This window comes from Halorhodospira sp. 9622 (assembly GCF_022228025.1).
In the GTDB taxonomy this organism is placed as follows: Bacteria; Pseudomonadota; Gammaproteobacteria; order Nitrococcales; family Halorhodospiraceae; genus Halorhodospira; species Halorhodospira halophila_A.
Map to the genome: position 1 here is coordinate 1 of NZ_JAJNRE010000014.1, position 21,432 is coordinate 21,432.

At 68.8% G+C, this 21,432-nt stretch carries 18 protein-coding genes and 1 pseudogene; 15 read left to right on the top strand and 4 right to left on the bottom strand.

Annotated elements, in window-relative coordinates; all coding sequences use genetic code 11:
- Positions 1 to 77: 77 nt before the first annotated feature.
- Complete coding sequence (locus LRG07_RS09005) at positions 78 to 482, bottom strand: hypothetical protein (protein ID WP_201169347.1); 405 nt, start codon at positions 480 to 482, stop codon at positions 78 to 80.
- A 186-nt stretch (positions 483 to 668) separates the two neighbouring features.
- Here LRG07_RS09005 and LRG07_RS09010 point away from each other — a divergent pair, with 186 nt between their 5' ends.
- On the top strand, positions 669 to 2,240 hold the full coding sequence (locus LRG07_RS09010) for a hybrid sensor histidine kinase/response regulator (protein ID WP_201169346.1): 1,572 nt from the start codon (positions 669 to 671) through the stop codon (positions 2,238 to 2,240).
- A 37-nt stretch (positions 2,241 to 2,277) separates the two neighbouring features.
- Here LRG07_RS09010 and LRG07_RS09015 read toward each other — a convergent pair whose 3' ends face one another.
- Entirely contained in the window at positions 2,278 to 6,072 is a 3,795-nt protein-coding gene (locus LRG07_RS09015; RefSeq protein ID WP_238642180.1) for a PAS domain S-box protein, read from the bottom strand.
- A gap of 130 nt (positions 6,073 to 6,202) precedes the next feature.
- Positions 6,203 to 7,150 carry a diguanylate cyclase gene (locus LRG07_RS09020; protein WP_238635467.1) on the bottom strand — a complete coding sequence of 316 codons (948 nt, stop codon included), beginning with the start codon at positions 7,148 to 7,150 and terminating at the stop codon, positions 6,203 to 6,205.
- 52 nt (positions 7,151 to 7,202) lie between these two features.
- On the opposite strand from LRG07_RS09020, the pseudogene LRG07_RS09025 reads away from it, so the two are divergent.
- The 4 genes and pseudogenes from LRG07_RS09025 to LRG07_RS09040 all read left to right on the top strand — a co-directional run.
- Positions 7,203 to 7,307: pseudogene (locus LRG07_RS09025) on the top strand (Wadjet anti-phage system protein JetD domain-containing protein); the annotation flags it as partial.
- Positions 7,308 to 7,399: 92 nt separating this feature from the next.
- Positions 7,400 to 8,749 (top strand): MFS transporter, encoded by a 1,350-nt coding sequence (locus tag LRG07_RS09030; RefSeq protein WP_201169331.1) that lies wholly within the window; start codon positions 7,400 to 7,402, stop codon positions 8,747 to 8,749.
- A 46-nt stretch (positions 8,750 to 8,795) separates the two neighbouring features.
- Positions 8,796 to 9,293 (top strand): hypothetical protein, encoded by a 498-nt coding sequence (locus tag LRG07_RS09035; RefSeq protein ID WP_201169329.1) that lies wholly within the window; start codon positions 8,796 to 8,798, stop codon positions 9,291 to 9,293.
- Between the two features lie 55 nt (positions 9,294 to 9,348).
- Positions 9,349 to 9,549, top strand: coding sequence for a CPXCG motif-containing cysteine-rich protein (locus tag LRG07_RS09040; RefSeq protein ID WP_238642181.1), 201 nt, complete (start codon positions 9,349 to 9,351; stop codon positions 9,547 to 9,549).
- A gap of 22 nt (positions 9,550 to 9,571) precedes the next feature.
- On the opposite strand, the gene LRG07_RS09045 is transcribed toward LRG07_RS09040, so the two are convergent.
- A complete protein-coding gene (locus tag LRG07_RS09045) occupies positions 9,572 to 10,129 on the bottom strand; it encodes an SRPBCC family protein (RefSeq protein ID WP_238642182.1) in 558 nt (185 codons plus the stop codon).
- A 129-nt stretch (positions 10,130 to 10,258) separates the two neighbouring features.
- Here LRG07_RS09045 and LRG07_RS09050 point away from each other — a divergent pair, with 129 nt between their 5' ends.
- From LRG07_RS09050 to LRG07_RS09095, 10 genes are all read left to right on the top strand, one after another.
- A complete protein-coding gene (locus tag LRG07_RS09050; protein ID WP_238642183.1) occupies positions 10,259 to 11,815 on the top strand; it encodes a class I SAM-dependent methyltransferase in 1,557 nt (518 codons plus the stop codon).
- Positions 11,816 to 11,916: 101 nt separating this feature from the next.
- Positions 11,917 to 14,532, top strand: a complete 2,616-nt coding sequence (locus LRG07_RS09055) for a PAS domain S-box protein (RefSeq protein WP_238642184.1) — start codon at positions 11,917 to 11,919, stop codon at positions 14,530 to 14,532.
- Between the two features lie 55 nt (positions 14,533 to 14,587).
- Positions 14,588 to 14,764: a DUF1508 domain-containing protein gene (locus LRG07_RS09060; RefSeq protein WP_238642185.1), complete on the top strand. Its 177-nt coding sequence runs from the start codon at positions 14,588 to 14,590 to the stop codon at positions 14,762 to 14,764.
- A 1,001-nt stretch (positions 14,765 to 15,765) separates the two neighbouring features.
- Complete coding sequence (locus LRG07_RS09065) at positions 15,766 to 16,056, top strand: Flp family type IVb pilin (protein WP_238642186.1); 291 nt, start codon at positions 15,766 to 15,768, stop codon at positions 16,054 to 16,056.
- A gap of 53 nt (positions 16,057 to 16,109) precedes the next feature.
- Positions 16,110 to 16,991 (top strand): Flp pilus assembly protein CpaB, encoded by an 882-nt coding sequence (cpaB, locus tag LRG07_RS09070; RefSeq protein ID WP_238642187.1) that lies wholly within the window; start codon positions 16,110 to 16,112, stop codon positions 16,989 to 16,991.
- A 59-nt stretch (positions 16,992 to 17,050) separates the two neighbouring features.
- Positions 17,051 to 18,448 (top strand): type II and III secretion system protein family protein, encoded by a 1,398-nt coding sequence (locus LRG07_RS09075; protein ID WP_238642188.1) that lies wholly within the window; start codon positions 17,051 to 17,053, stop codon positions 18,446 to 18,448.
- A 13-nt stretch (positions 18,449 to 18,461) separates the two neighbouring features.
- The gene (locus LRG07_RS09080; RefSeq protein WP_238642189.1) at positions 18,462 to 18,728 is read left to right on the top strand and encodes a hypothetical protein; all 267 of its coding nucleotides are present in this window, start codon (positions 18,462 to 18,464) and stop codon (positions 18,726 to 18,728) included.
- A gap of 40 nt (positions 18,729 to 18,768) precedes the next feature.
- On the top strand, positions 18,769 to 20,415 hold the full coding sequence (locus LRG07_RS09085; protein ID WP_238642190.1) for a pilus assembly protein TadG-related protein: 1,647 nt from the start codon (positions 18,769 to 18,771) through the stop codon (positions 20,413 to 20,415).
- Positions 20,408 to 20,902 (top strand): TadE/TadG family type IV pilus assembly protein, encoded by a 495-nt coding sequence (locus LRG07_RS09090; RefSeq protein ID WP_238642191.1) that lies wholly within the window; start codon positions 20,408 to 20,410, stop codon positions 20,900 to 20,902. The genes LRG07_RS09085 and LRG07_RS09090 overlap by 8 nt, the downstream gene beginning before the upstream one ends.
- Positions 20,895 to 21,428: a TadE/TadG family type IV pilus assembly protein gene (locus LRG07_RS09095; protein WP_238642192.1), complete on the top strand. Its 534-nt coding sequence runs from the start codon at positions 20,895 to 20,897 to the stop codon at positions 21,426 to 21,428. The genes LRG07_RS09090 and LRG07_RS09095 overlap by 8 nt, the downstream gene beginning before the upstream one ends.
- Positions 21,429 to 21,432 lie beyond the last annotated feature (4 nt).

A 21,432-nucleotide genomic window follows, 5' to 3' on the forward strand; every position in this document is an offset into this window, starting at 1 on the left:
CCCCCCCGGCCGGGGGGCGATGACCGGTTGCGTCAACCCGCCTTGCTATTCGGGATTTCGCCTGTTCGCTACCCCGGTCAGCTAACGGCCCGGGAGTAGACGATCAAGGCGTGGCCGCAGAGCAGGATCACAAAGCCGAGCTTGATCGCCAGATCGTAGCCGGCGGCGCTGCCACTAGAGCTGAAGAATGCCTCCTGGTCCACCCGCAGCGATGAACTCGGCAGGCTTGCCGCCATACCGCCGCTGCCCGGGAGATTGTCCCCGCGCAGGTCACGGTAGTAGTTCTCGGCCCCAAAGGCGCCGCCGATGATCATGAGCAGGCCGGCGAGGCCGTTGAGGCCGATGATGGTTGCGTCGTACTGCTCACGCAGGGTGCCCGCCGTCTCCCACCAGGCCCACGCGTGCACATTCATGCCCGCATAGACGACGGCGATAACGGCGAGGCCAATCAGGACAAGGGTCTTCTGGATCGCACTAAACATTCCCCACCTCCGCAATGTGCTGGAACGCTGCCCATTCAATATTGCCGGGCGCGGTGCACTGCACAACGTGATTTCCCTGCGGGATTCCTCTTCGCCGGCGTTGCAGGCAGCAGGCTATGTCGCGCCGCAAAAAGCGCGTATATTCTGAGGGTAGTCCAATGCACGGAAGGCTAGGGGCGTGCCCGGATGTCCAACCCGTATCACCGCATCATCCATCAGAACGAGCAGCGCTTTCGGGTCGCCACCGAAGCCGCCGGGATCGGGGTCTGGGAACTGGACATGCGCGCCGGCGTGTTCCACTGGAATCAGCCCATGTACGACCTCTACGGGGTGCCCTACGGCGATGCGCCGCTGACCTTCGCGGCCTGGGAGCAGCGCCTGCTGCCGGAAGACCGCCGGGCCGCGCTGGAGCGGATCTGGGCGGCGGTGGAGCAGGGCCAGCCCTGGGAGACGACCTTTCGCATCCGCCGGCCGGACGGCAGCCTGCGGGATATCCGCTCCGCCGGACAGCAGCTCTACGACGAGCAGGGCCAGCCGAGCCGGATGTTCGGGATCAACGAGGACGTCACCGAGCAGCGCCAGGCCGAGCGGGCCCGTGCCCGTGCCGAGCAGGAGCACCGCGCCTCCCTTCGGGCGATCAGCCATGGGCTGAGCAAGCCGCTGCGGACCCTGGGCCGGGCCCATGAGCGTCTCCGGGCCTCCGCCCTGGATGCCGAGCAGCGCTACGACCTCGAGCAGGCGGAAATGGCCGGCGAGACCCTCCTCGCCCAGGTCCACGCCATCCTTGGACTGGCACAGCCCGAGCCCGATGCAGGCCAACTGCGCGCCGAGCCCTTCGACCTGCGCCGCTGCCTGTCGGAGCAGGTGGCGCTGCTGCGCGAACTCGCCGAGCGCAAGGGACTGCAGCTGCACCTGGAGTGGGGCGGCGCGCTGCCGCGCCGGGTGCGCGGCGATCCGGTACGCTTTCTCCAGGTGGTCAACAACCTCACCCACAACGCCATCCACTTCACCGAGCATGGCTCGGTGACGGTACGCGTGCGGCGGCTTGAGGGGGCGCGGATCGAGGTGGCGGTGGCCGACACCGGGCCGGGGATCGCCGAGGCGGATCAGGCGCGCATCTTCGAGGCCTTCACGCGCGCCTGCAACTCACCCACCTGTGAAACCGGCTGTGGCTTCGGCCTCTACATCTGCCAGCAGATCGTCTCGCTGCTCGGTGGGGAAATCCGGGTGGAGAGCACCCCCGGCGCGGGTGCGGTCTTCAGCTTCTCCGCCGTGCTCCCGGAGGCCGACAACGACGGCGAGGCCTCAATGGTTGGCGATCTGCTCGGTGACGAGGTCCCGTCCCCGGGTGCGGTGGAACTCGATGTGCTGGTCGCCGAGGACGATGCGGCCAGTGGCCGGCTGCTCTACGAACTCCTGCTGCGCATCGGCTGCGCACCCCGTCTGGTGGACAACGGCGTGGACGCCTTCGACGAGTGGCAGCGCCGGCCCCCGGACCTGATGCTCCTCGACCTGCACCTGCCCGATCTCGACGGACGCCGGCTGACCCGGCTGGTGCGTCAGGCCGAAGCCGAGGAGGACATGCCGCGCACCCCCATTGCTATCATCACCGCCCATCCTCTGGCCGACGTGCAGCGCGACTGCCTGCAGGCCGGGGCGGACCGGGTGTTCAAGGAGCGGGTCGGACTGGGTGTCCTGCAGCAGCTCATCGATCACATCCGCAGGCTGCGGGAACAGTCCACCGGCTGTCCGGTCTGAGCGCGTCTACGCCGGCGCCAGGCGGTCGTGCCTCCCCTCAGGGCGTTTGCTGGCCTCCATCCAGCGGGGAGGTCTTCGTGGCCAGACGGCTCAGCCGCTCGGCAGCCGCCTCGTAATCGAACTGCTCGATCTCCGCGCGCAGCGCCTCGATCGTCGATGCCTCGGCGAAGGTGGCCAGGTGCTCCAGGGCCGCCTCCAGAAGCGCCTCCTCGACCAGTTCGTGGCTGTCCAGGGCCCTCTGCAGTGCTGCCAGGGCCTTCCCTCCGGCGGCCTTGTCCCGGCTGCTCGGCCGCGCAGGGGGTGGTGGCGCCTTTGCCAGCGCTGCCAGGCCGCCGGCCAGCTCGGCCAGGGCCGCGCGCACGGCCTCGTGCAGCTCCTCGGGCACGGCCTCGTTGGCCTTCAGGCAGCCGTCGACGGCGGTCGCGGCCTCGGCCAGCCGGGTGGCTCCGACGGTGGCGGCGGTGCTCTTGAGCGTGTGCGCCAGCCTCTGCGCGGTCGCGGTCTCGCCCCGGTCCAGGGCCGCGGGGAGCTGGCCGAGCTCGCCGTCGAGCTGGTCGGTGAAGCGCTGCAGCAGGCGCCGATAGAAAGCCCGATCCCCCTCCAGGTGGCGTAGCCCGAGGGCTTGATCGATCCCCGGCAGGTGCTCGGGCAGCGTGTCGGCTTCATCCCCTTCGTCGACCGGCGTGGAGGCATCCGCTGCGGCGGACGACGGACGGCTCTCACCGAGCCAGTAGGCCAGGCGCTGGTACAGCAGCTGCCGGTCGATGGGCTTGCCGATGTGATCATCCAGGCCGGCTTCACGGGCGCCTGCGCGGTCGCTGTCGAGCACGGCCGCGGTCAGCGCCAGGATGGGCAGCGAGGGGTGGTCTCGGCGGATCTCGCGGGTGGCCTCGTAGCCGTCCATGATGGGCATCTGCAGGTCCATGAGGATCAGGTCGAAGGGCGCCTCGCGGCAGCGCGCTACCGCCTCGGCGCCGTTGCTGGCCAGGATGATCCGGGCGCCGGTCTGTTCCAGCAGCCGCTGCGCCACCTCCTGATTGATGGCGTTGTCTTCGACCAGGAGCAGCGAGCGGCCGGTCAGATCCGGGATCGTCCCGGTCTCGCAGGCGGTTCCGCCGTCGGCATCGCCGCCCAGGGTGGTCTGGATCATGTCCAGGAGCGTGGAGGCGGTGACCGGCTTGGCCAGGTGGCCGTCGATGTGATCGTCCGCTGCCTCGCCCTCCGGCTGGTAAGCGCTGACCAGGATGATGCGGGCGTCGGTGGCGGGCAGGTCGCCGTGCTCGTGTAGGGTTCGCAGGTGCTGTGCCGTATCCCGGCCATCCGGTCCGCCCGGCAGGTGCACGTCGATCAGCATCAGCTTGAAGGGCCGGCCGCTGCCCTCGGCGCTCCGCGCGGCCTCGATCGCTGCCGGGCCGCTGTCGGCCTCGGTGACCGCGAACCCCCATCCCTCCAGGTGTTCGCGCAGGATCTGCCGGGCGATCCGGTGATCGTCGACCACCAGCACGTGCCCCCCGAACGCCTTCGGTTCAAGCGTGGCCGGCGATCGGGCCCCGGCGGTGGGTAGCCGGAGCTCGAACGAGAAGCGCGTGCCGGCGCCCGGCGTCGAGGACAGTTGGAGTTCACCGCCCATGCGCTCGACCAGCCGCTGGCTGATCACCAGCCCCAGGCCGGTGCCGCCGTAGTTGCGGGTGGTGGAGGTGTCCGCCTGGGAGAAGGCCTGGAAGAGGTGGCGGCGCTGCTCGGCGCTGATGCCGATGCCGGTGTCCTCGACGGTGAAGCGCAGCCGCACGCCCTCGGCGTCCTCATCGATGCGCTCGACGGTGAGCCCGACCTGCCCCTTGCGGGTGAACTTGATGGCGTTGGAGAGCAGGTTGCTCAGGACCTGGCCCAGGCGCAGGGCGTCGCCGGTCAGGGATGAGGGGACGCTCGGCTCCACCCGCAGGAACAGCTCCAGGCCCTTTTCGCCGGCCGTCTCGCCGAACAGGGTCGCCATCTGATCGGTGAGCTCGTGGAGGTCGAACGGGTGCGGGTCGAGGGTGAGCTTGTCCGCCTCGATCTTGGAGTAGTCGAGGATGTCGTTGATGATCCCCAGCAGCATCCGCGAGGCGTTGTGCATCTTCTCCGCGTAGCTGCGCTGGGTGGGCGCGAGATCGGTGTCAAGCAGCAGCTGTCCCAGGCCGATGACGGCGTTCATCGGCGTGCGGATCTCGTGGCTCATGTTGGCCAAGAAGTCGCTCTTGGCCCGGTTCGCGCTCTCCGCCTGCTCCTTGGCCCGGCGCAGGGTCCGTTCCACCGCCTTGCGCTCGGAGATATCCTGGATGACCGACCAGATCACCGTCCGCCCGGTCTGCGGGTCCGTCATGCGGAACCCGTTGAGCAAAACCGGGAAGCGATGCCCGTCGCGGTGGATGAACTCCTTCTCGTACGGCCCATAGTAACCGGTGCCCTCCATGGCCCGGAGTTGCTCCAGCTCTTGCTCTTCGTACTCGCTCGGGGTCAGGTCCCAGTAAGTGAGCCCGGCGAAAGCCTCGCGGGTATAGCCCGCCGATTCGGGCAGCTTGGCGTTGAAGTCGACGAAGGCACCGGTCTCGAAGTCGTTCATCGCCAGCCCCACCGGCGCGAGTTCGAACAGGCCGCGGAAGCGGGCCTCCTGCGCCGCCAGGGCCTCACGGGCCTGGACCCGGTCGGTGATGTCCTCGTTGATCCCCACCACGCGCCGGACCCGGCCCTGTTCGTCGCGGACCGAATGGCCCACGGCGCGGATGTGCCGTACGGTCCCGTCGTCGGGGCGCTCAAAGCGGAATTCTGCCTCGCACGGCTCCTGGGTCCGCAGGGTGCGTTCGACCAGGTCCCGGGTGATCGCCTGACTCTCCGTCGGGAGCAGGGCGCGCCAGCCCGCCAGGCGGTGTTGGAAAACGGTGGGGTCGAAGCCGAAGATGCGGGTCGAGCCGGTATCCCACTCCAGCTGCTCGGTCTCCAGATCCAGTTCCCAAGCGCCGATCCGGGCCGCCGTGGTGGCCAGGCGCAGCCGCTCGTTGAGCCGCCGCTCGTTGCGTTGGGCCTGGCGCTCGGCGGTGATATCTCGCCCGGTGCCCCGGAAGCCGATCAGCGCCCCGTGGTCGTCGAAGATCGGCAGCCCGCTGACCCGCTGCCAGATCCGGGTGCCGTCCGGGTGCAGCGACTCATGTTCCAGGCCCTGCCAGGGGGCCCCGGTCTCGGCCCGCTCGGCGAGCATCGCCTGGATTCGTTGAGCCTCTTCGGCGGGCATGAAATCGACCGGGGAGCGACCGATGATCTCCGCCACCGGTCGGCCGAGAACCGGCTCGATCTGGGCGGTCACCATCTGGTAGATCCCGTTGCGGTCGATCTCCCAGATATACTCGCCGGCCGCGTTGACCACATCGAGAAAGCGCTGCTCGCTGGCCCGCAGGGCCCGGATGGTCTCCTTGCGCTCGGTGATGTCCCGGAAGACGGCGAGCAGCCGGGGGTGTCCGCCAAAATCGATCTGCGAGACCGTGATCTGGACATCGATCAGCGTTCCGTCGCGGCGGCGGTGCTGGCTCTCGAAGTCGTCGCGCCCGTGGCGCCGGATCCGTTCAACGTGCGCGGCGATCTCCTCCGGGGTTTCGACGGCCTCGAAATCGGGGATGGTCAGACCGCATAGCGCCTCCACCGGGTAGCCGAGGTGCTCGGCCGCGGCCGGGTTGCCCTCGAGCACGCGGCCGGTGCCCGGATCGATGAGCAGGGTGGCGTCGGGGAGGTGGGCGAACAGGGTCTGCCACTCGCCGCACCGGCCGGTTGTGCTACCGGGGTTTGCCTCAGCGCCTGTCATGCTGTCACCCCCGAAGCTGCGGTGCCGTGCGTCCCTCCGCCGTACCCTTGTCGGAAGAGGGGTTAAGGGCAGATTAACACAGCGTCCGACGCGGTGCGTCGCAGGGTGTGGGCGGGGCTGCGGCGCCTGCTCAGGGGGCCGGCGCCTGGTGGGTCCGGTTCCGGCCGGCCTGCTTGGCCGCGTAGAGCGCCCGGTCCGCGGCCTGCTGAAGCTGCTCGGCGCTGGCGGTCCCGTCGCCGGCGTTATGGGTGGCCACGCCCACGCTCAGGGTCACGATTCCGGTGGTGGTGTGGCCGTGGGTCAGCTGGAGTGCAGCCACCGCGGTGCGGAATCGTTCGGCCATCCGCCAGGCATCGGCTTTGTCGGTGTAGGGCAGCAGGGCGATGAACTCCTCGCCGCCGTAGCGGGCCACCAGATCGGTGGTTCGCCCCGGTACGCCGGCCAGGGCACGGGCGACGCGGCGCAAGCAGTCGTCACCGGCGCCGTGGCCGTAGTGGTCGTTGAACGGCTTGAAGTGGTCGATGTCCATCATGACCACTGACAGCGGCGTACCGCCGCGCTGGGAGCGCGTCCACTCCTCCCCGAGGCGCTGGTCCAGCACCCGGCGATTGGGCAGGTCGGTCAGCCCGTCGCGCTGCGAGAGCCGCTCCAGCGCGTCGGTCTTGCGCTTGAGCTCGACGTGGTTGCGCACGCGGGTGCGGGTGATCCGCGGGCTGAACGGCTTGATGATGTAGTCCACGGCGCCGAGTTCCAGCCCGCGCTCTTCATCCGCGGCGCTGTCCCGGCCGGTGACGAAGATCACCGGGATGCCCTGGGTGCGCGGGTCGGCCTTGAGTCTGCGGCAGACCTCGTAGCCGTCGGGCTCGGGCATGACCACGTCGAGCAGGATCAGATCCGGCTGCGGATCCGCGGCGGCGATCGCCAGCGCCTTCTCGCCGGCTGCCGTGACCCGGATGCGGTAGTCGTCCTTGAGCAGGTGGGCCAGCGCCTGGATGTTGGTCGGCTCGTCGTCGACGATGAGGATGGTCGGCGGCGTGCCGTCATGTTCGGGCGCCGTGGGGTGTTCTTCCTTCTCCATAGAACGGCATTATGCAGCCTAACGGTGACCCCGAACAGGCACGGCGGAAGCGGCGCTTTTCGAGGATCTGCGCCGGGGCCGCCTGGGTGGGCGGGTCCGTCTTGAGCAGGAGCGGATCGCCTTCGGGTGGGTCCGGGGGCGGCTGCGCCAGCTGTGAGCACCGCCACGGGCCTCGCCGCGATGCGGTTGTGTTGGTAGGGTTGGGCGGTTCGAGGCGAGATCCCGCAGCCACGGAGCCGACCCGTCACCATGGAGCAGCAGCCGGCCGCCACGCCTGCCGAAGGCGCCCTGGACAAGGCCTACCGAACCCTGGTCAACGAGGAGGACGCCCGCGTCTGCCGCGATATCAGCGCGGACGCCTGCCGGGTCGTCCCGGGCAACTTCTTCCTGCAGATCGCCGCGCAGTTCTTCACCAAGCTCGGCGATGCCATCGCCAACCCCAAGACGGTCCTCGCCTGGGTGCTCAGCGCGCTGTCCGCGCCGGGGCTCTTCACGGCCTTCCTGGTGCCGGTGCGCGAGTCCGGCTCGCTGCTGCCGCAGCTGCTGATCGCCAGCTTCGTCCGGCGCCGGGCGGTGCGCAAGTGGACCTACGTGCTCGGCAACCTCCTGCAGGGCGGGGCGGTGCTGGCCATGGCCGGGGTTGCGCTGACCCTCGAGGGGGCGGCCGCCGGTGCCGGCATCATCGCCGCGCTGGTGCTCTTCAGCCTGGCCCGGGGCCTCTGTTCGGTGGCCTCCAAGGACGTCCTCGGCAAGACCGTGCCCAAGACCCGGCGCGGCCAGGTCAACGGCTGGTCCGCGGCCGCCGCCGGACTGGTGACCGTGGGCGTCGGCCTGGCGCTGTGGCTGGGCATGGGCGAGGCCGGGGGAGCCGGTTTCTACGCCCTGCTGCTCGCCGGTGCCGCGGCGCTGTGGGTACTCGGCGCCGGGTTCTACGCCGCCATCCGCGAGGAGCCCGGCGAGACCGCGGGCGGCGCCAACGCCATCCGCGAGGCGGTGGATCGGCTCAGTCTCCTCGCCGAGGATCCGCCGTTCCGGCGTTTCGTCCTGGCCCGCGCGCTGCTGCTCTGCTCGGCGCTGACCGCCCCGTTCATCGTCATGCTCGCCTACGAGCAGACCGGGGCGGCCGCCCTGGCGCTGGGGCTGTTCGTCATCGCCGACGGCCTGGCGGATCTGCTCTCCGCGCCGTTCTGGGGGCGCTTTGCGGATGCCTCCAGCCGCCGGGTGATGATCCGCGCCGGGCTGGCCGCTGCGCTGGTGGGCATCGCGCTGGTGGCGCTTGTCCATCTGTTGCCGGGGGTCGCCGGCCACGCTGCCGTCTACCCCGTCTTCTTCTTCCTCCTCGCCGTGGCCCACGCCGGGGTGCGCATGGGCCGCAAGACCTACGTGGTCGATCTGGCCGGCGGCAACAAGCGCACCGACTACGTCGCCGTCAGCAACACCGTCATCGGCGTGGTCCTGCTGCTCACCGGTCTGATCGGGGCCCTGACCGCGGTCATGCCGATCACCGGCGTGATCCTCATCCTCTCGGCCATGGGCCTGGCCGGCGCCTGGCTTTCCGCCCGGCTGCCGGAGGTCACCGAGGAGGCAGCAACCGGATAGGCCGGGGCGCCGGGATTGCCACCGGACCGCGCAGCGGAGAGCATCCATGCTGATCAAGTCGCTCAAGATCCTCCATACCCTCGGGGCCATCGGCTTCACCGGGGCCGTGGCCGTGCACCTGATCCTGCTCGGCCTGGCCCCGGAGCCGACGGCCATCGAGGAGTACGCCGTCATCCGCGGCAGCATCGCCGCCATCGGCAATTGGCTGCTGTTGCCCTCGCTGGCCCTGGTCTTCCTCTCCGGGCTGATGAGCATGGCCCTCTACACTGGCTTCCGGCAGGCCGGCTGGGTGTGGATCAAGGGTATCCTCAGCTTCAGCATCTTCTCGGCCACCCTGGCCTTCATCCACGGCAATGCGGTGCAGGTCGCCGCGGCGGCCGATGCGGCCGCCGCTGGTCGCATCGGCGTCGACGAGATCCCGCGTAACGTCCACAACGAGCCGCTGGTGCTCTGGGTGGTGCTGATCATCTGCATCGCCAATGTCGTTCTCGGCGTGTGGCGACCGCGCCGGCTGCCGGGCGTGATGGAGCTGGGGAATCGTTAGGGCTGCCGGCGTGATGCTCGCATCGCCGGGGCGTGCAGTGACGACGAGGTGAGCCATGTATTCCGATTGGCGGCCGGAAAGGAGTGTCTCGTGCCCCTACTGCGGTGATCCATTCCAGCTGCTCCTCGACACCGATCGAGAGGACACGGAGTACGTGGAGGACTGTCCGGTCTGCTGCGCACCGATCCAGGTGGCGGTGCGCTGGTCGATAGGGGGCGACGAGCCGGAGGTGGTCCTGCGTCGGGATGACGACTAAGCGCTGGTGCTAGCGGACCCGTTTATTGCGCGATGCGCTCAACCCGCTCCATCAACTCGGTTAGATCACTGAGGAAGGTGCGCTGCATGTGGCGCGGGCCGATGCCCGGTGGTACCCAGAAGTCGGGCCGGATGTGGCTGTCGACGGTGATGCGGGTCGCCTCGCCGTCGGCCTCGAGCAGCCACTCGGTCACGCCGCGGCGCAGATCGCTGTGTTCCGGCAGGATGCGCGCCCGGATGCGTTCCGGTGGTTCCTCCTCCATGGCCTCGACGCGGCGCACCCGGCGGCAGATCAGCACCAGACACCCCTCGGTGACGGTGGCCACCAGGACGGCCTCGCCGGCGCCGTCCGGTACGATCCGGCTCTCCAGCAGGCCGGGAGAGAGTTCGGAGAGTCGCTCGTAGTCGGTGAGCACCGCCCAGACCGCCTCGCGCGGGGCGTCGATCCGGGCGACGACGCGCAGCTGGTAGTCGGGACGCGCGACCTGGAAATCCCGCTCAAGGATCTCCACGGCGCCGGCCGGGGGGTGGACGGCGCCGATCAGGACCACCAGGGCGATGGCGAATAGTCCACGGCGCATACCGTCACTCTAGTCGCGCGGCGCCGCCCTGGCGAGCGCCGCCCGCGGCACACGGGCTCCCCCTTGTGCCGGTCGGGCAGGCAGGCTGCCCGGAAACTGGTACCGTGGCGCGCCAAAAGGGGAGAGAGCATGGACTGGAGCGGCGGTTACGTCTCGGATATCAACTACATCAGCGGCTTCTACCGCGAACTCGCCCCGGGCTATCTGAGCTTCGTGGCCCGGCTCCAGGGCGAGCCAGCGCCCGATCCGGCCCGGCCGTTTCGCTACGCCGAGCTCGGCTGCGGCCAGGGGCTGGGCACCAACCTGCTCGCCGCCGCCAATCCCCACGCCGAGTTCGTTGGCATCGACTTCCTGCCCGGGCAGATCGCCAATGCCCGGGACCAGGCCGCGGCGGCGGGGCTGGAGAACGTCACCTTCCACGAGGCGAGCTTCGCCGAGGCTGCGCAGTGGCCCGACGCCGCGCTGGCCCCCTTCGACTACATCACCCTGCACGGGATCTACGCCTGGGTCAGCCCGGCCAACCGGGAGGCCATCGTGCGTTTGCTCGAGCGCTGGCTGAAGCCGGGCGGCCTGGTCTACGTCAGCTACAACGCCATGCCCGGCTGGGCCGGGGTGCTGCCCTTCCAGCGGCTGCTGCGCGAGCACGCCGCCCGCCACCCCGGGCGCAGCGACCGGCAGGTCGAGTCCGGCCTGGCCTTCATGCAGCAGCTCCGCGAGGCCGGGCTCGCCTACTTCGATCGCCATCCGGCGGCGCCGGCCAAGCTCGACGGGCTCGGCGACACCGCCCGGGAGGCCACCTACCTCGCCCACGAGTATCTGAACACCGCCGCTCAGCCGCTCTATTTCACCGACCTGGTCGCCGAGCTGGCGCCGGCCCGCCTGGACTACGTCGGCTCCGCCGATCTGGTGGAGAACTACGACGCCCTGAGCCTTCCCGAGCCGGCACGCGCGGCCCTGGAGGACGTCGCCGATCCCCACTACCGCGAGCTGCTGCGCGACTACGCGGTGAACCGGGTATTCCGCCGGGACGTCTTCATCAAGGGCAGCCGCCGTGGCACGCCGGCGCAGCAGGACGCCGCCGTGCTCCAGACCGCGGTGGCGCCGCTGCTCACCCGCGCTGAGATGACCCCGGTCTTCCACACCCACCTCGGCGAGCTGACCGGGCAGGCGCGGATCTACCAGCCGCTGATGGATCGCATCGCCCGCGGTCCGACCACCCTCGGCGACCTGCGCCAGGCCACCGGGGTCGAGCTGCCGGCGCTGATCCAGGCGTGCGCCGTGCTGGTCGCCACCGGACAGGCCCACCCGGCGCAGCCACCGGTTGATCCCGGGCCCGCGGGGCGGTTGGCCGAGCTGCTCGCCGAGCGCATCCTCGAGGATGAAGCCCACGGCCATCTGCCCGCGCCGGCCATCGGCAGCGCCGTGGCCGCCTCGGACACCGAGATCGTCGCCCTGGTGGCGCTGCGCCAGGGGGCCCCGCAGCGTGCGGAGCGGCTGGCCGAGGCCGTCTGGTCGCGTTTTCGTCCGGTGGGTCGGCGCATGGTGCGCGATGGCCAGGTGTTGGAAGGCGAGCGGGCCAACCTGCGCGAGCTCCAGGAGCGCGCCCGGGGGATCCTGCGCGAGCGCCTGCCGGTCTGGCAGGGCCTGGGGCTGATCGACGCCGGAAGCGACCGGCGCGGCGGCTGAGGCGGCCGCGACACGGTGTCGCGCAGCCCCACGAAACGCAAGGCAATGGTATGGTGCATCGGAGTTGAAACCGGTGGGCGGCAGCGCTGGCAGGGACTGTCATGAACGGATCGGAGCAGACCGAGGCGCAGCGGCTCTACGCCCGCATGTTCGCCGACAATACCGCGGTCAAACTGCTCATCGACCCGGAATCCGGGGCCATCCGCGACGCCAACCCCAGTGCCGTGCGCTTCTACGGGTACCCCCGGGCGGAGCTCTGCGGCATGCGCATCCAGGACATCAATACCCTCGATGATGCGCAGGTGCACGCCGAGATGGCCCGGGCACGGGCCGAGCAGCGTCGCTACTTCCGCTTCCAGCACCGCGTGCAGGGTGGCGAGGTCCGCGATGTCGAGGTCTACAGCGGGCCGCTGGAGCTCGGCGGCCGGCAGTACCTCTACTCCATCGTCCACGACATCACCGATATACGGCGCTATCAGCGCCGGCTCGAGGTCTTCCACGACCTCTTCCGCTCCCTGCCGGTGGGCATCTACCGCAACACCCCCGGCCCGGCGGGGCGCTTTCTCGAGGTCAATCCGGCCATGGTCGAGCTCTTCGAGGCCGAGAGCGAGGCGGAGCTGCTGGCCACGCCGGTGTCGGCGCTCTACCGCGATCCGCAGCGCCGGGCCGAGATCAGCGACCTGATCGAGCGCCACGGCCACGTCGGCTGGGTCGAGCTGCAGGCCCGCACGCTGCGAGGCCGGCCGCTGTGGCTGCGGCTGTCGGTCCGCCGGGTGGAGGACGAGCAGGGCCGGACCGTCTTCGACGGGATGGTCGAGGACATCAGCGAGCATGTGCGCCTGCAGGGCGAGCGCGACCGGCTGCTCGAGGCCATCAATGAGGGCGTCTGCGGGCTCGACCGGGCCGGGCGCTTCACCTTCCTCAATCCCGCGGCCCGGCAGCTGCTCGGCTTTCCCTCGGAGGAGGCAGCCCTCGGCCGGGACGCCCACGCACTGACCCACCACAGCCACCCGGACGGCAGCCCGTACCCCGCGCAGGCGTGCCCGATCTTCCGGGTGATTCGCACCGGCGAACCCCTGGAGGCGTGGCAGGACTACTTCTGGCGGATGGACGGCCGCGGTTTCGACGTGCTCGTCTACGCCGCGCCCCTGCGCGACGAGGACGATGGGATCACCGGCGCGGTGATCTCCTTCCAGGACATCAGCCGGCGCAAGCGCCTCCAGCGCGAGCGCGACCAGATGCTGGAGATTCTCGATTACCATCCCCATCTGATCCAGCGTTTTCTGCCGGATACCACGCTGCTCTACGCCAACCGCATGGTGGCGGAATTGTTCGGAGTGCCGGCGCCAGAGATGGATGGTCGGCGCTGGATCGAATGGCTGGCGCCGGAGCAGCGCGAGCAGCTCGAGGCCTTCCTGTGCCGTTTCAACCGCTCCGAGCCGGTGGGTACCTTGGAGCTGCCGGTTACCGCCGCCACCGGCGAGCAGCGCTGGGTGCAGTGGACCTGCCAGGCCTTCTTCGACGAGGACGGCCTGATCAGCCACTTCCAGGCCGTGGGCATCGACAACACCGAACGGGTCGCGGCCGAGCGGGCCCGCGCCCAGGCCGACCGCGACCGCCAGACCTTCCTCGCCGCCGTCAGCCACGACCTGCGAACGCCGCTCAACGCCATCTACGGCTTCACCGACCTGCTCCAGGCCACCGAGCTGACCGGGCAGCAGCGCGAGTACCTCGACCTGTGCCGCAGCGCCAGCGAGAAGCTGCTGGCGCTGATCGACACGCTGATGGATCTCTCGCGGATGGAGTCGGGGCGGTTGACCCTGCGCGACGAGCCCTTCGAGCTTGCCGAGGTGATCGAGCGGCAGGTGGCGGTCCTGCGCGCCGTCGCCGAGGAGGCCGGGCTGGCGCTTCGCGTCCGCGAGGCGCCGGGTACCCCGCAGTGGGTGCGCGGCGACGCCACCCGCTTCGGGCAGGTCGTGCACAACCTGGTCAGCAACGCCATCCAGTTCACCGAGCGCGGCGAGGTAGTGCTGGAGGTTGCACCGGAGGGGACCGGACGGCTCTACGTCGCCGTCCACGATACCGGCGTGGGCATCGCCCCCGGGGATCGCGAGCACATCTTCAAGGCGTTCGCCCAGGGCAACCCGTCCTTCCGGCGCCAGCCCGGCAACGGCCTGGGCCTGCGCATCTGCCACGAGCTGGTGCGACTGATGGACGGGCGCCTGGCGGTGGCCAGCGAGCCGGGGCAGGGGTCCACGTTCTCCTTCACGGCGCGGCTGCCCCGCGCGGAGCCACCCCGAGCCGAAGGCCCCGGCGCAGCGGTCTCCGGGCAGGCCGCCGGCCTGCGCGTGCTGGTCGCCGAGGACGACGCCACCAACGCCCTGCTCATCCAGGCGCAGCTGGAGCTGGCCGGCGTCCATCCGACGCTGGTGGAGGACGGCCGCCAGGCGGTGGCCGCCTGGCGGGAGCAGGACTGGGACCTGGTGCTCATGGACGTGCAGATGCCCGGGCTCAACGGACCCGATGCGGTGCGGGCCATCCGCGCCCAGGAGGCCGAGCAAGCGTGTGCGCGCACCCCCATCGTCGCCCTGAGCGCCCACGCCGTGGACCAGGTCCGCGAGGAGTGTCTGGCCGCCGGCTGTGACGACTACCTGACCAAGCCGGTGGACCGGCAACGGCTGGCGGCCATGCTGTCGGGGATCGCCGGCGACGGCTGACCCCGGCGCCGCGCGTTATCCTTGGCGGCAGGGGAGGCGGCGCCGAGGAGCAGCCATGTACTACGAGACCTACCGCGAGCCCGACGGGCGCTGGGCCTTCGAGCTCTTCCACCGGGACGGCACCCGGATCGCCCACGGCAGCGGCTACGAGCAGCAGCGCCAGGCCGAGGCCCACGCCGAGGAGCTGATGCGCCGGACCTACCAGCAGCAGTCCATGGGGCTGCCCTGGTAGGGCCGTTGCGGTCTCCTGCGTGCCCGCCGGCGGCCGCCGATTCCCTGCTCTGAAAACCGCCGAGCATCCGCCGGGAAATGCCTGCGCCCCTGCGCCATTTTGCAGCGCAGCATGCCGATGGAGCACCCGCCCAAGCGTGGACAATACCGGTCCATTGGAACGGTTGTTTCGGGTCCGAAGCAGGGGGGGGCGGGGCCTGATTACCAGTTGGTGATCGCCGGTCGGTCGGATCCGCATTGTCCTCTGATTCCCCCCGTTTGATCGGGGGTGTTGCCGTCGGCGCCGGGAGCGGCGCCCATCGGTGCGACCCCCCATGGGCGGCGCCCCTATGGAATCGTTCTAAAAACAGCATCTTGGGCCGATCCGCGGGAGTGGGATGGGGTGGTTCCTGCGCAGTCTCGATGCTCGCGCTGGGAGCGGGACCCGAATGCCCGGGAGGAAATGGAATCCAGGGGGAGATAATGTTTTTCAGGGCCGCTCCATGGTTCGGGGATTTGGTTCGGTTTTGATTGGTTTTGGCGACGGGTGTTCGATTTTTTCTTTTGTTTGGACCGGTTTTGATACACGTGATAGCGCTTATTCTGGAGCCTTAGGGAGCGGTCCACCGATTCGATAGATAATATCCTCAATAGCAGGGGCGGGAGTGTTTCCGTCTTGAAAAAGTTCGGCTATGTGTTCGTCGTTCCCTTATCAGATCAGCAGGTTGCGGTGTCGCTTCGATGCACTGGCAAGTTCATGGACCTCTGCTAGACTCCGGCGGTTTTGATCCGCGGCCCGTTCCGGGCCCGGTGCCGCCTGCCCCGCGACCCTGCTCGAGTGTCGCAAATCTTTACAGCCCGCGCGCTTGCAGAACCTCCGGACCGGTCTAATCTCGAATTAACCGCTGGGCAGCCTGGCGGCGCTGGCCGAAAAAGACCAATCGGCGCGCCCCATACGCCGGTGGTGTCGTCAGGGTGGATGACATCCCCCAAAAATGCTTATCCGCAAATGGAGTCGGAACCATGAAAGAAACCATCGAGCAGGTCACCGAGCAGGCCCACGACGCGGCCATCGCCACCCGCGTCCAGATCGATGAGGCCCGCGAGGCCCTCAAGCGCCGCATGCGCCGCGGTGTGGGGCGCCGCCAGGGCGGGGCGGCCCTCGTAGAGTACGCGTTGCTGGTGGGGCTGATCGCTGTTGCTGTAATTGCTGGCCTGACAGCGGTCGCCGGGGCGCTGTGGGGCGGCGATGACGGTGAAGGCGTGTTTAACACCATTATCGACGAATTGGGTGGATTGGGAAGTGACGACTAACAGCGGTTAACGTCATCTTGCCCCGGGCCAGGGACGGCCCAAGGAGACCCGCCATGCAAGCCCGAGCCCTCTTCATCCTCTTCATCGCCGTGCTCCTCGGCGGCGTGGCGGTCTATCTGGTGCAGACCGCGCTGGTCCCCGAGGAGATCCCGCGGGAGGCCGCCGCGGAGCCCGCCACCCCGATGGTGGACGTGGTCGTCGCCGCCCACGATGTCACCGTGGGCAGTCGGCTGGAGCCGGAGCACCTGACCACGGCCCCGTTCCCCGCCCAGGCCGTGCCCAGCGGCACCTACCGCACTGTCGCCGACGTCATCGGGCTCGGCCCGGAGGCGGACCGCGGCCCGGTGGTTATCCGCGAGATGCGCCAGGGCGAGGTGGTCCTGCCGCACCGCATCTCCCCGCCCGGCGCCCGTGCCGGGCTGACCGTGCGCATCCCCGAGGACAAGCGCGCGGTCACCATCTCCACCGACGAGATCCAGGGCGTGGCCGGCTTCGTCCTCCCCGGTGACCGGGTGGACATCCTCCACACCACCACGGCCGGCCGTCTCAACGACGACCTGGTCACCCGCAAGCTCATGCAGGACATGCAGGTGCTGGCCATCGACCAGATCAGCGACGAGAACGGCGACGACCCGCGCATCGCCCGGGCGGTGACGCTGCTTGCCACCCCCGAGCAGGCGCAGAAGATCACCCTCGCCCAGCGTGTCGGCCAGGTGAAGCTGGCCCTGCGCAGCGAGTTCGACCACGACAAGGAGATCCCGGCGCGGGTGATCCGCACCGTCGATCTCATCAACCGGGACGCGCCGCCGGTGACCCCCGCCGTCCGCAATGCCACCCCGAACCGCCACCGGGTCGAGGTGATCCGCGGCCTGGAGGTGGAGAACGAGCAGGTCGAGCGCGGTGACGAGCCCGCGTCCGCCAACGCAGCCGGCTGAGCCGGGTGCGCACGGACAGGGACAGGAAGATGATTTACCACCAAAGGAGTGCCCGGGCGATGGCCACGGCGATGCGAACAAGAGCGGTTCTGAGCGTGCTGATCGGCTGCCTGCTGGCCGCCGTGGCCGCCCACCAGGCCGCCGCCAATACCCTGGAGTTCGGCGACGATCTCGACGTCGGCGAGATGACCCTGGCCCTGGGCAAGTCCCAGGTGGTCACGGCGCCGACGGACCTCAGTCAGGTGGTGGTGGGCAACCCCAACATCGCCGATGTCCGTCTGCTCTCGTCCCGGCGCGTCCTGCTGCTGGGCAGGGGCGCGGGGCGCACCAACCTCGCCCTGCGCGATGAGGATGACCAGGTCGTGGCCCTGCTCGATCTGGTGGTCACCCACGATACCCAGGGGCTCAAGCGCAAGCTCCACGAGCTCCTGCCTGATGAGACCGGGATCGAGGTGCGCAGCTCCAACGCCGCGGTGATCCTCTCCGGCGAGGTCTCCGACGCACGGGCCCTGGAGACGGCGCTCACCGCCGCGCGCAGTTTCGCCGGCGACGACGTGCGCAACATGCTCCGCGTCGGCGGCGGGCAGCAGGTCATGCTCGAGGTGCGCATCGCCGAGGTCCGCCGCAACTCCCTGCGCGAGCTGGGGGTGCAGGGCCAGATCAGAGGTTCCTCCGACAGCTTCGCTTACGACCTCATCACGGGTGGCTCCGCCGCCTCGGTGCCGGGTGCCTTCGTCGACGGCCTGTTTGAGTGGACCGACGTCATGCTCCGGCTCCAGGCGCTGGAGACCCGGGGCGCGGCCAAGACCCTGGCCGAACCCAACATCGTGGCCATATCCGGGCAGCAGGCCAGCTTCCTGGTCGGCGGCGAGTTCCCGGTGCCGGTGGTGCAGTCCGGCGGATCGGATGCCATCACCATCGACTTCAAGGAGTTCGGGGTCGGGCTCGAGTTCACCCCCACGGTGCTCTCCAGCGAGACCATCAACCTCAAGCTGCAGACCGAGGTCTCCACCCTCGACCGCGACCGCGGCACCCAGGTGCTGGGCACCGCCGTGCCCGGACTCTCCACCCGCCGTGCCGGCACCTCCATCGAACTGGGCGACGGGCAGAGCTTCGCCATCGCCGGGCTGCTGCAGAACGACATGGACAGCGTCATCCGCGAGCTCCCCGGACTGGGCCGCATCCCGATCCTCGGTGCCCTGTTCCGCAGCAGCGCCTACCAGCGTAATGAGACCGAGCTGGCCATCGTGGTCCGTCCGCGCCTGGTCCAGCCCGGACCGGCCGGCACGGTGCGCCTGCCCACGGACACCTTCATCCCGCCGTCGGCCGTCGATCAGTACCTGATGGGTCGCCTGGAGGGGATGCCGCCGCGGGCCGTCCGTCGGGACGAGGGTCGGCAGCGCGAAGAGCAGTCCCGCGAGGGCGGCCTGGAAGGCGCCTACGGCCACGAGTTCTAGGAGGACAGCAGTCATGACACGGAACGGTTCACTGATGATGGCGGGGGCGGTCGCGGCACTGCTGATCGGCAGCGGGTGCGCCGGCACCGGCCAGGAGGGGCTGCGCGACGGCTTCGGCGATGCCGTCCGCCACAACATCGCGCAGCAGACCATCGATCCGGAGGCCGGCGAGCAGGCGACCGAGGCCGCCGGGCTGGACGGCCGCCAGGCCGAGTCGGCGGTACAGCGCTACCGCACCGCCCGGCCCGAGGCGGCCAGCGGGCAACTGATCAATCCGTAACACGGCATACCGACGGCAGAGGCCGTCCGAGGGAAGCAGAATGAAGATCCGGCACCCGCACAAGCAGAACGGGGCCTTCCTGGTGATCAGCGCGGTGGTGTTCATCGTCCTGCTCGGCTTCGCCGCGCTGGCCTTGGATCTGGGACGGGTCTTTGTCCAGCAGAGCGAGATGCAGAACGCCGCCGATGCCGCGGCGCGGTCGGGGGCCTGGGAGCTCGACGGCGAACCCGATGCTCGTAAGCGCGCGGTGATAGCGGCAAAAGATACGCTGAGCCACCGTGGTCGGTTCTCGCGCAACCCGGAACTCCTCGATCAGCTGGTCTACAAGCCGGGTGATCCCGACACGAGCCCGATCGTCTTCTACAGCTGGATCGGCAGCGCCGAAGATCTTGAAGTAGATGAGCCGAATGAGCACTGCGAGCAGAAGCTGAACGGCGAATGGCTACCCGAGCGCGCTCGCTGCCTTAGCACCGACGATCGTTGGGCACGCTACATGGAGATCTGGCTCGACCCGGCGCGCGCCGGCAACGCCGACGCCTACACCGTGGATCTGCTCTTCCTGCCGGCCCTTGAGGTCCTCGGCGACGAGGTCGCGCGTTTTGCGACGGTGAGTGCGCGGGCCGTGGCCGGGAGACACTTCTTTGCCTGCGATTACCCGCCGATGATGCTCTGCAATCCTCTAGAGGGTATTGGTAAAAACTTTTCCCACGCCGTGGCTGAAGGTTATATCCAGGTTGGGGATTCCGTGGTTCTAAGGCAGGAGAATGTGGGTGGGAGTCACATCTGGGCTCCGGGGAATTTCGGTCTTTTGCAAATCCCGAATGGCAAAAAAGGAGAGGTTAATAAGGGATCGGGAGGAGGTGGTGGTAACTCTAACGGCGGTCTCCGTGCCGTAGGCGAATACATTGCTGACCCGAAGGAAAAGCGCGATGATTGTACCACAGGCTGGGTGGGGACAAGGCCAGGGAACCCTCAGAGTCATCCGGTATGGGGATGGAATACACGCTTTGATTATTATAAAAGCTTTAATGCCAAAGATTTTTCTCCGGCGCCTAATGTCATCGAGTATCCGCAGGATATTGGTTCACGTTACGGCAACGAACTTTTTGGGAATGGGGACTGGGATAGGGAGGGGTACTGGGATACGTTCCACGGATACCATGAAGCTTTGCAGCCGCTGGGGTGGGATAGCTGGACGCGCTATGAGGTGTATCAGTGGGAGCTGAACAGCGGACTAATGCCCTGCGACCCGAATGGCCCGGATGGTATTCGCGGGACTAGTGATGACATTGCCTGCCCGCCGGGGCCGATCTCTCACTATGATCTGATGTCTGGTAGATACTCGGATCCGTGGTCAACCCCGGAGCCGGACCGTCGCGCTCTTTACACAGATCCGGCGGACCGCAGCAGCGGTGCCAATCCTATAGTCGAAGGCCTCCCGAACCAAGAGAACATCTCCGAAACAAGGTCCATGGCTGATCGTCGAGTGATCTTTGTAGCCATTGTGGATTGCACGGCACAGAATCTACGCGGTCAACGTCGGGTGTTTGCCGATACATTCGCCAAGTTTTTTGTTCTGCAGGCCGCGACCCAACGGGGTAGCACCGCGGATTATGTTGTGGAGTTCATGGGCCTCGCCAATGAAGACGACGACGAGTACTTCGTCGAGGTGCAGCTCTATGAATAGCCCCCGGCGGTGGCGTGGTGCGGCCCTGGTGGAGCTGGCCCTGGTGTTGATCCCGCTGATGATCATCGTCTTCGGGATCACCGAGTTCGGGCGGGTGCTCTATCAGGAGAACACGCTGACCAAGTCGGTCACGGTTGGGGCCCGCCATATCACCCGCACCGAGGGGCTGCTCGACGGCAGCGACTGCTCGATCAACGATTCGGCGGACTGGGAGGCCGTAAAGCAGGCCGCCGCCAACCTGGTTGTCTGCGGGGACGCCGCCGGTTGCGGCGAACGCCGGGCGGTGGTGCCGGGGCTGCATCCGGGCCTGGTCACGATACCGGCGCCTGAACGCATCGACGCCGTGCCGGGGCGGGCAGTCTGTCGGGTGGTGGTGGCGGCCGAGGTGGAGTTCGACGCCCTCTTCGGGCAGGGCGTGGTGCCCTTTACCGGCATCGGGCGCGTGATGCTCAACGCCCGCACCGAGGAGCGCTGGAGCGATGACTAGGCACTCGCATACGCAGGCGGTCGTGGGGCGCCCTAAACGGCAGCGGGGGGCGGCGATGGTGGAGTTCGCCCTTGGGGTAACGCTCTTCCTGCTGCTGGTCTTCGGCGGCTTCGAGTTCAGCCGGATGCTCTTGGAGTGGGGGCGGACGGTGGAGGCTACCCGGGCCGGCGTGCGCCTGGCGGTGGTGACAACCCCACCCAGCGGTTGTGACCTCGGCAGCCTCGAGTGCCCCGGCGGTTCGGTGGTCTGCAGCCCCGACGCCGACTCGTCGCTGCTGGCGGCCATGCAGCGCCGTCAGCCACTGATCGCCGGGGCTGAGAACGTGCGGCTCACCTACGCCTGCTCCATCACGGGGGCGGCGCGACGGTTGACGCCGGTGCGCCTGGTGCGCGTCGAGGTGGAGGGATTGGAGTTTGAGCCGGTGGTGCCCGGGCTTCTGGGGATCCCGGCGGCGATCGCGATCCCGGCCTTCCCGAGCACGCAGATCGGGGAGTCCCTGCGGGATCTTGAGGTTTCGGCGCCTTAGGGCC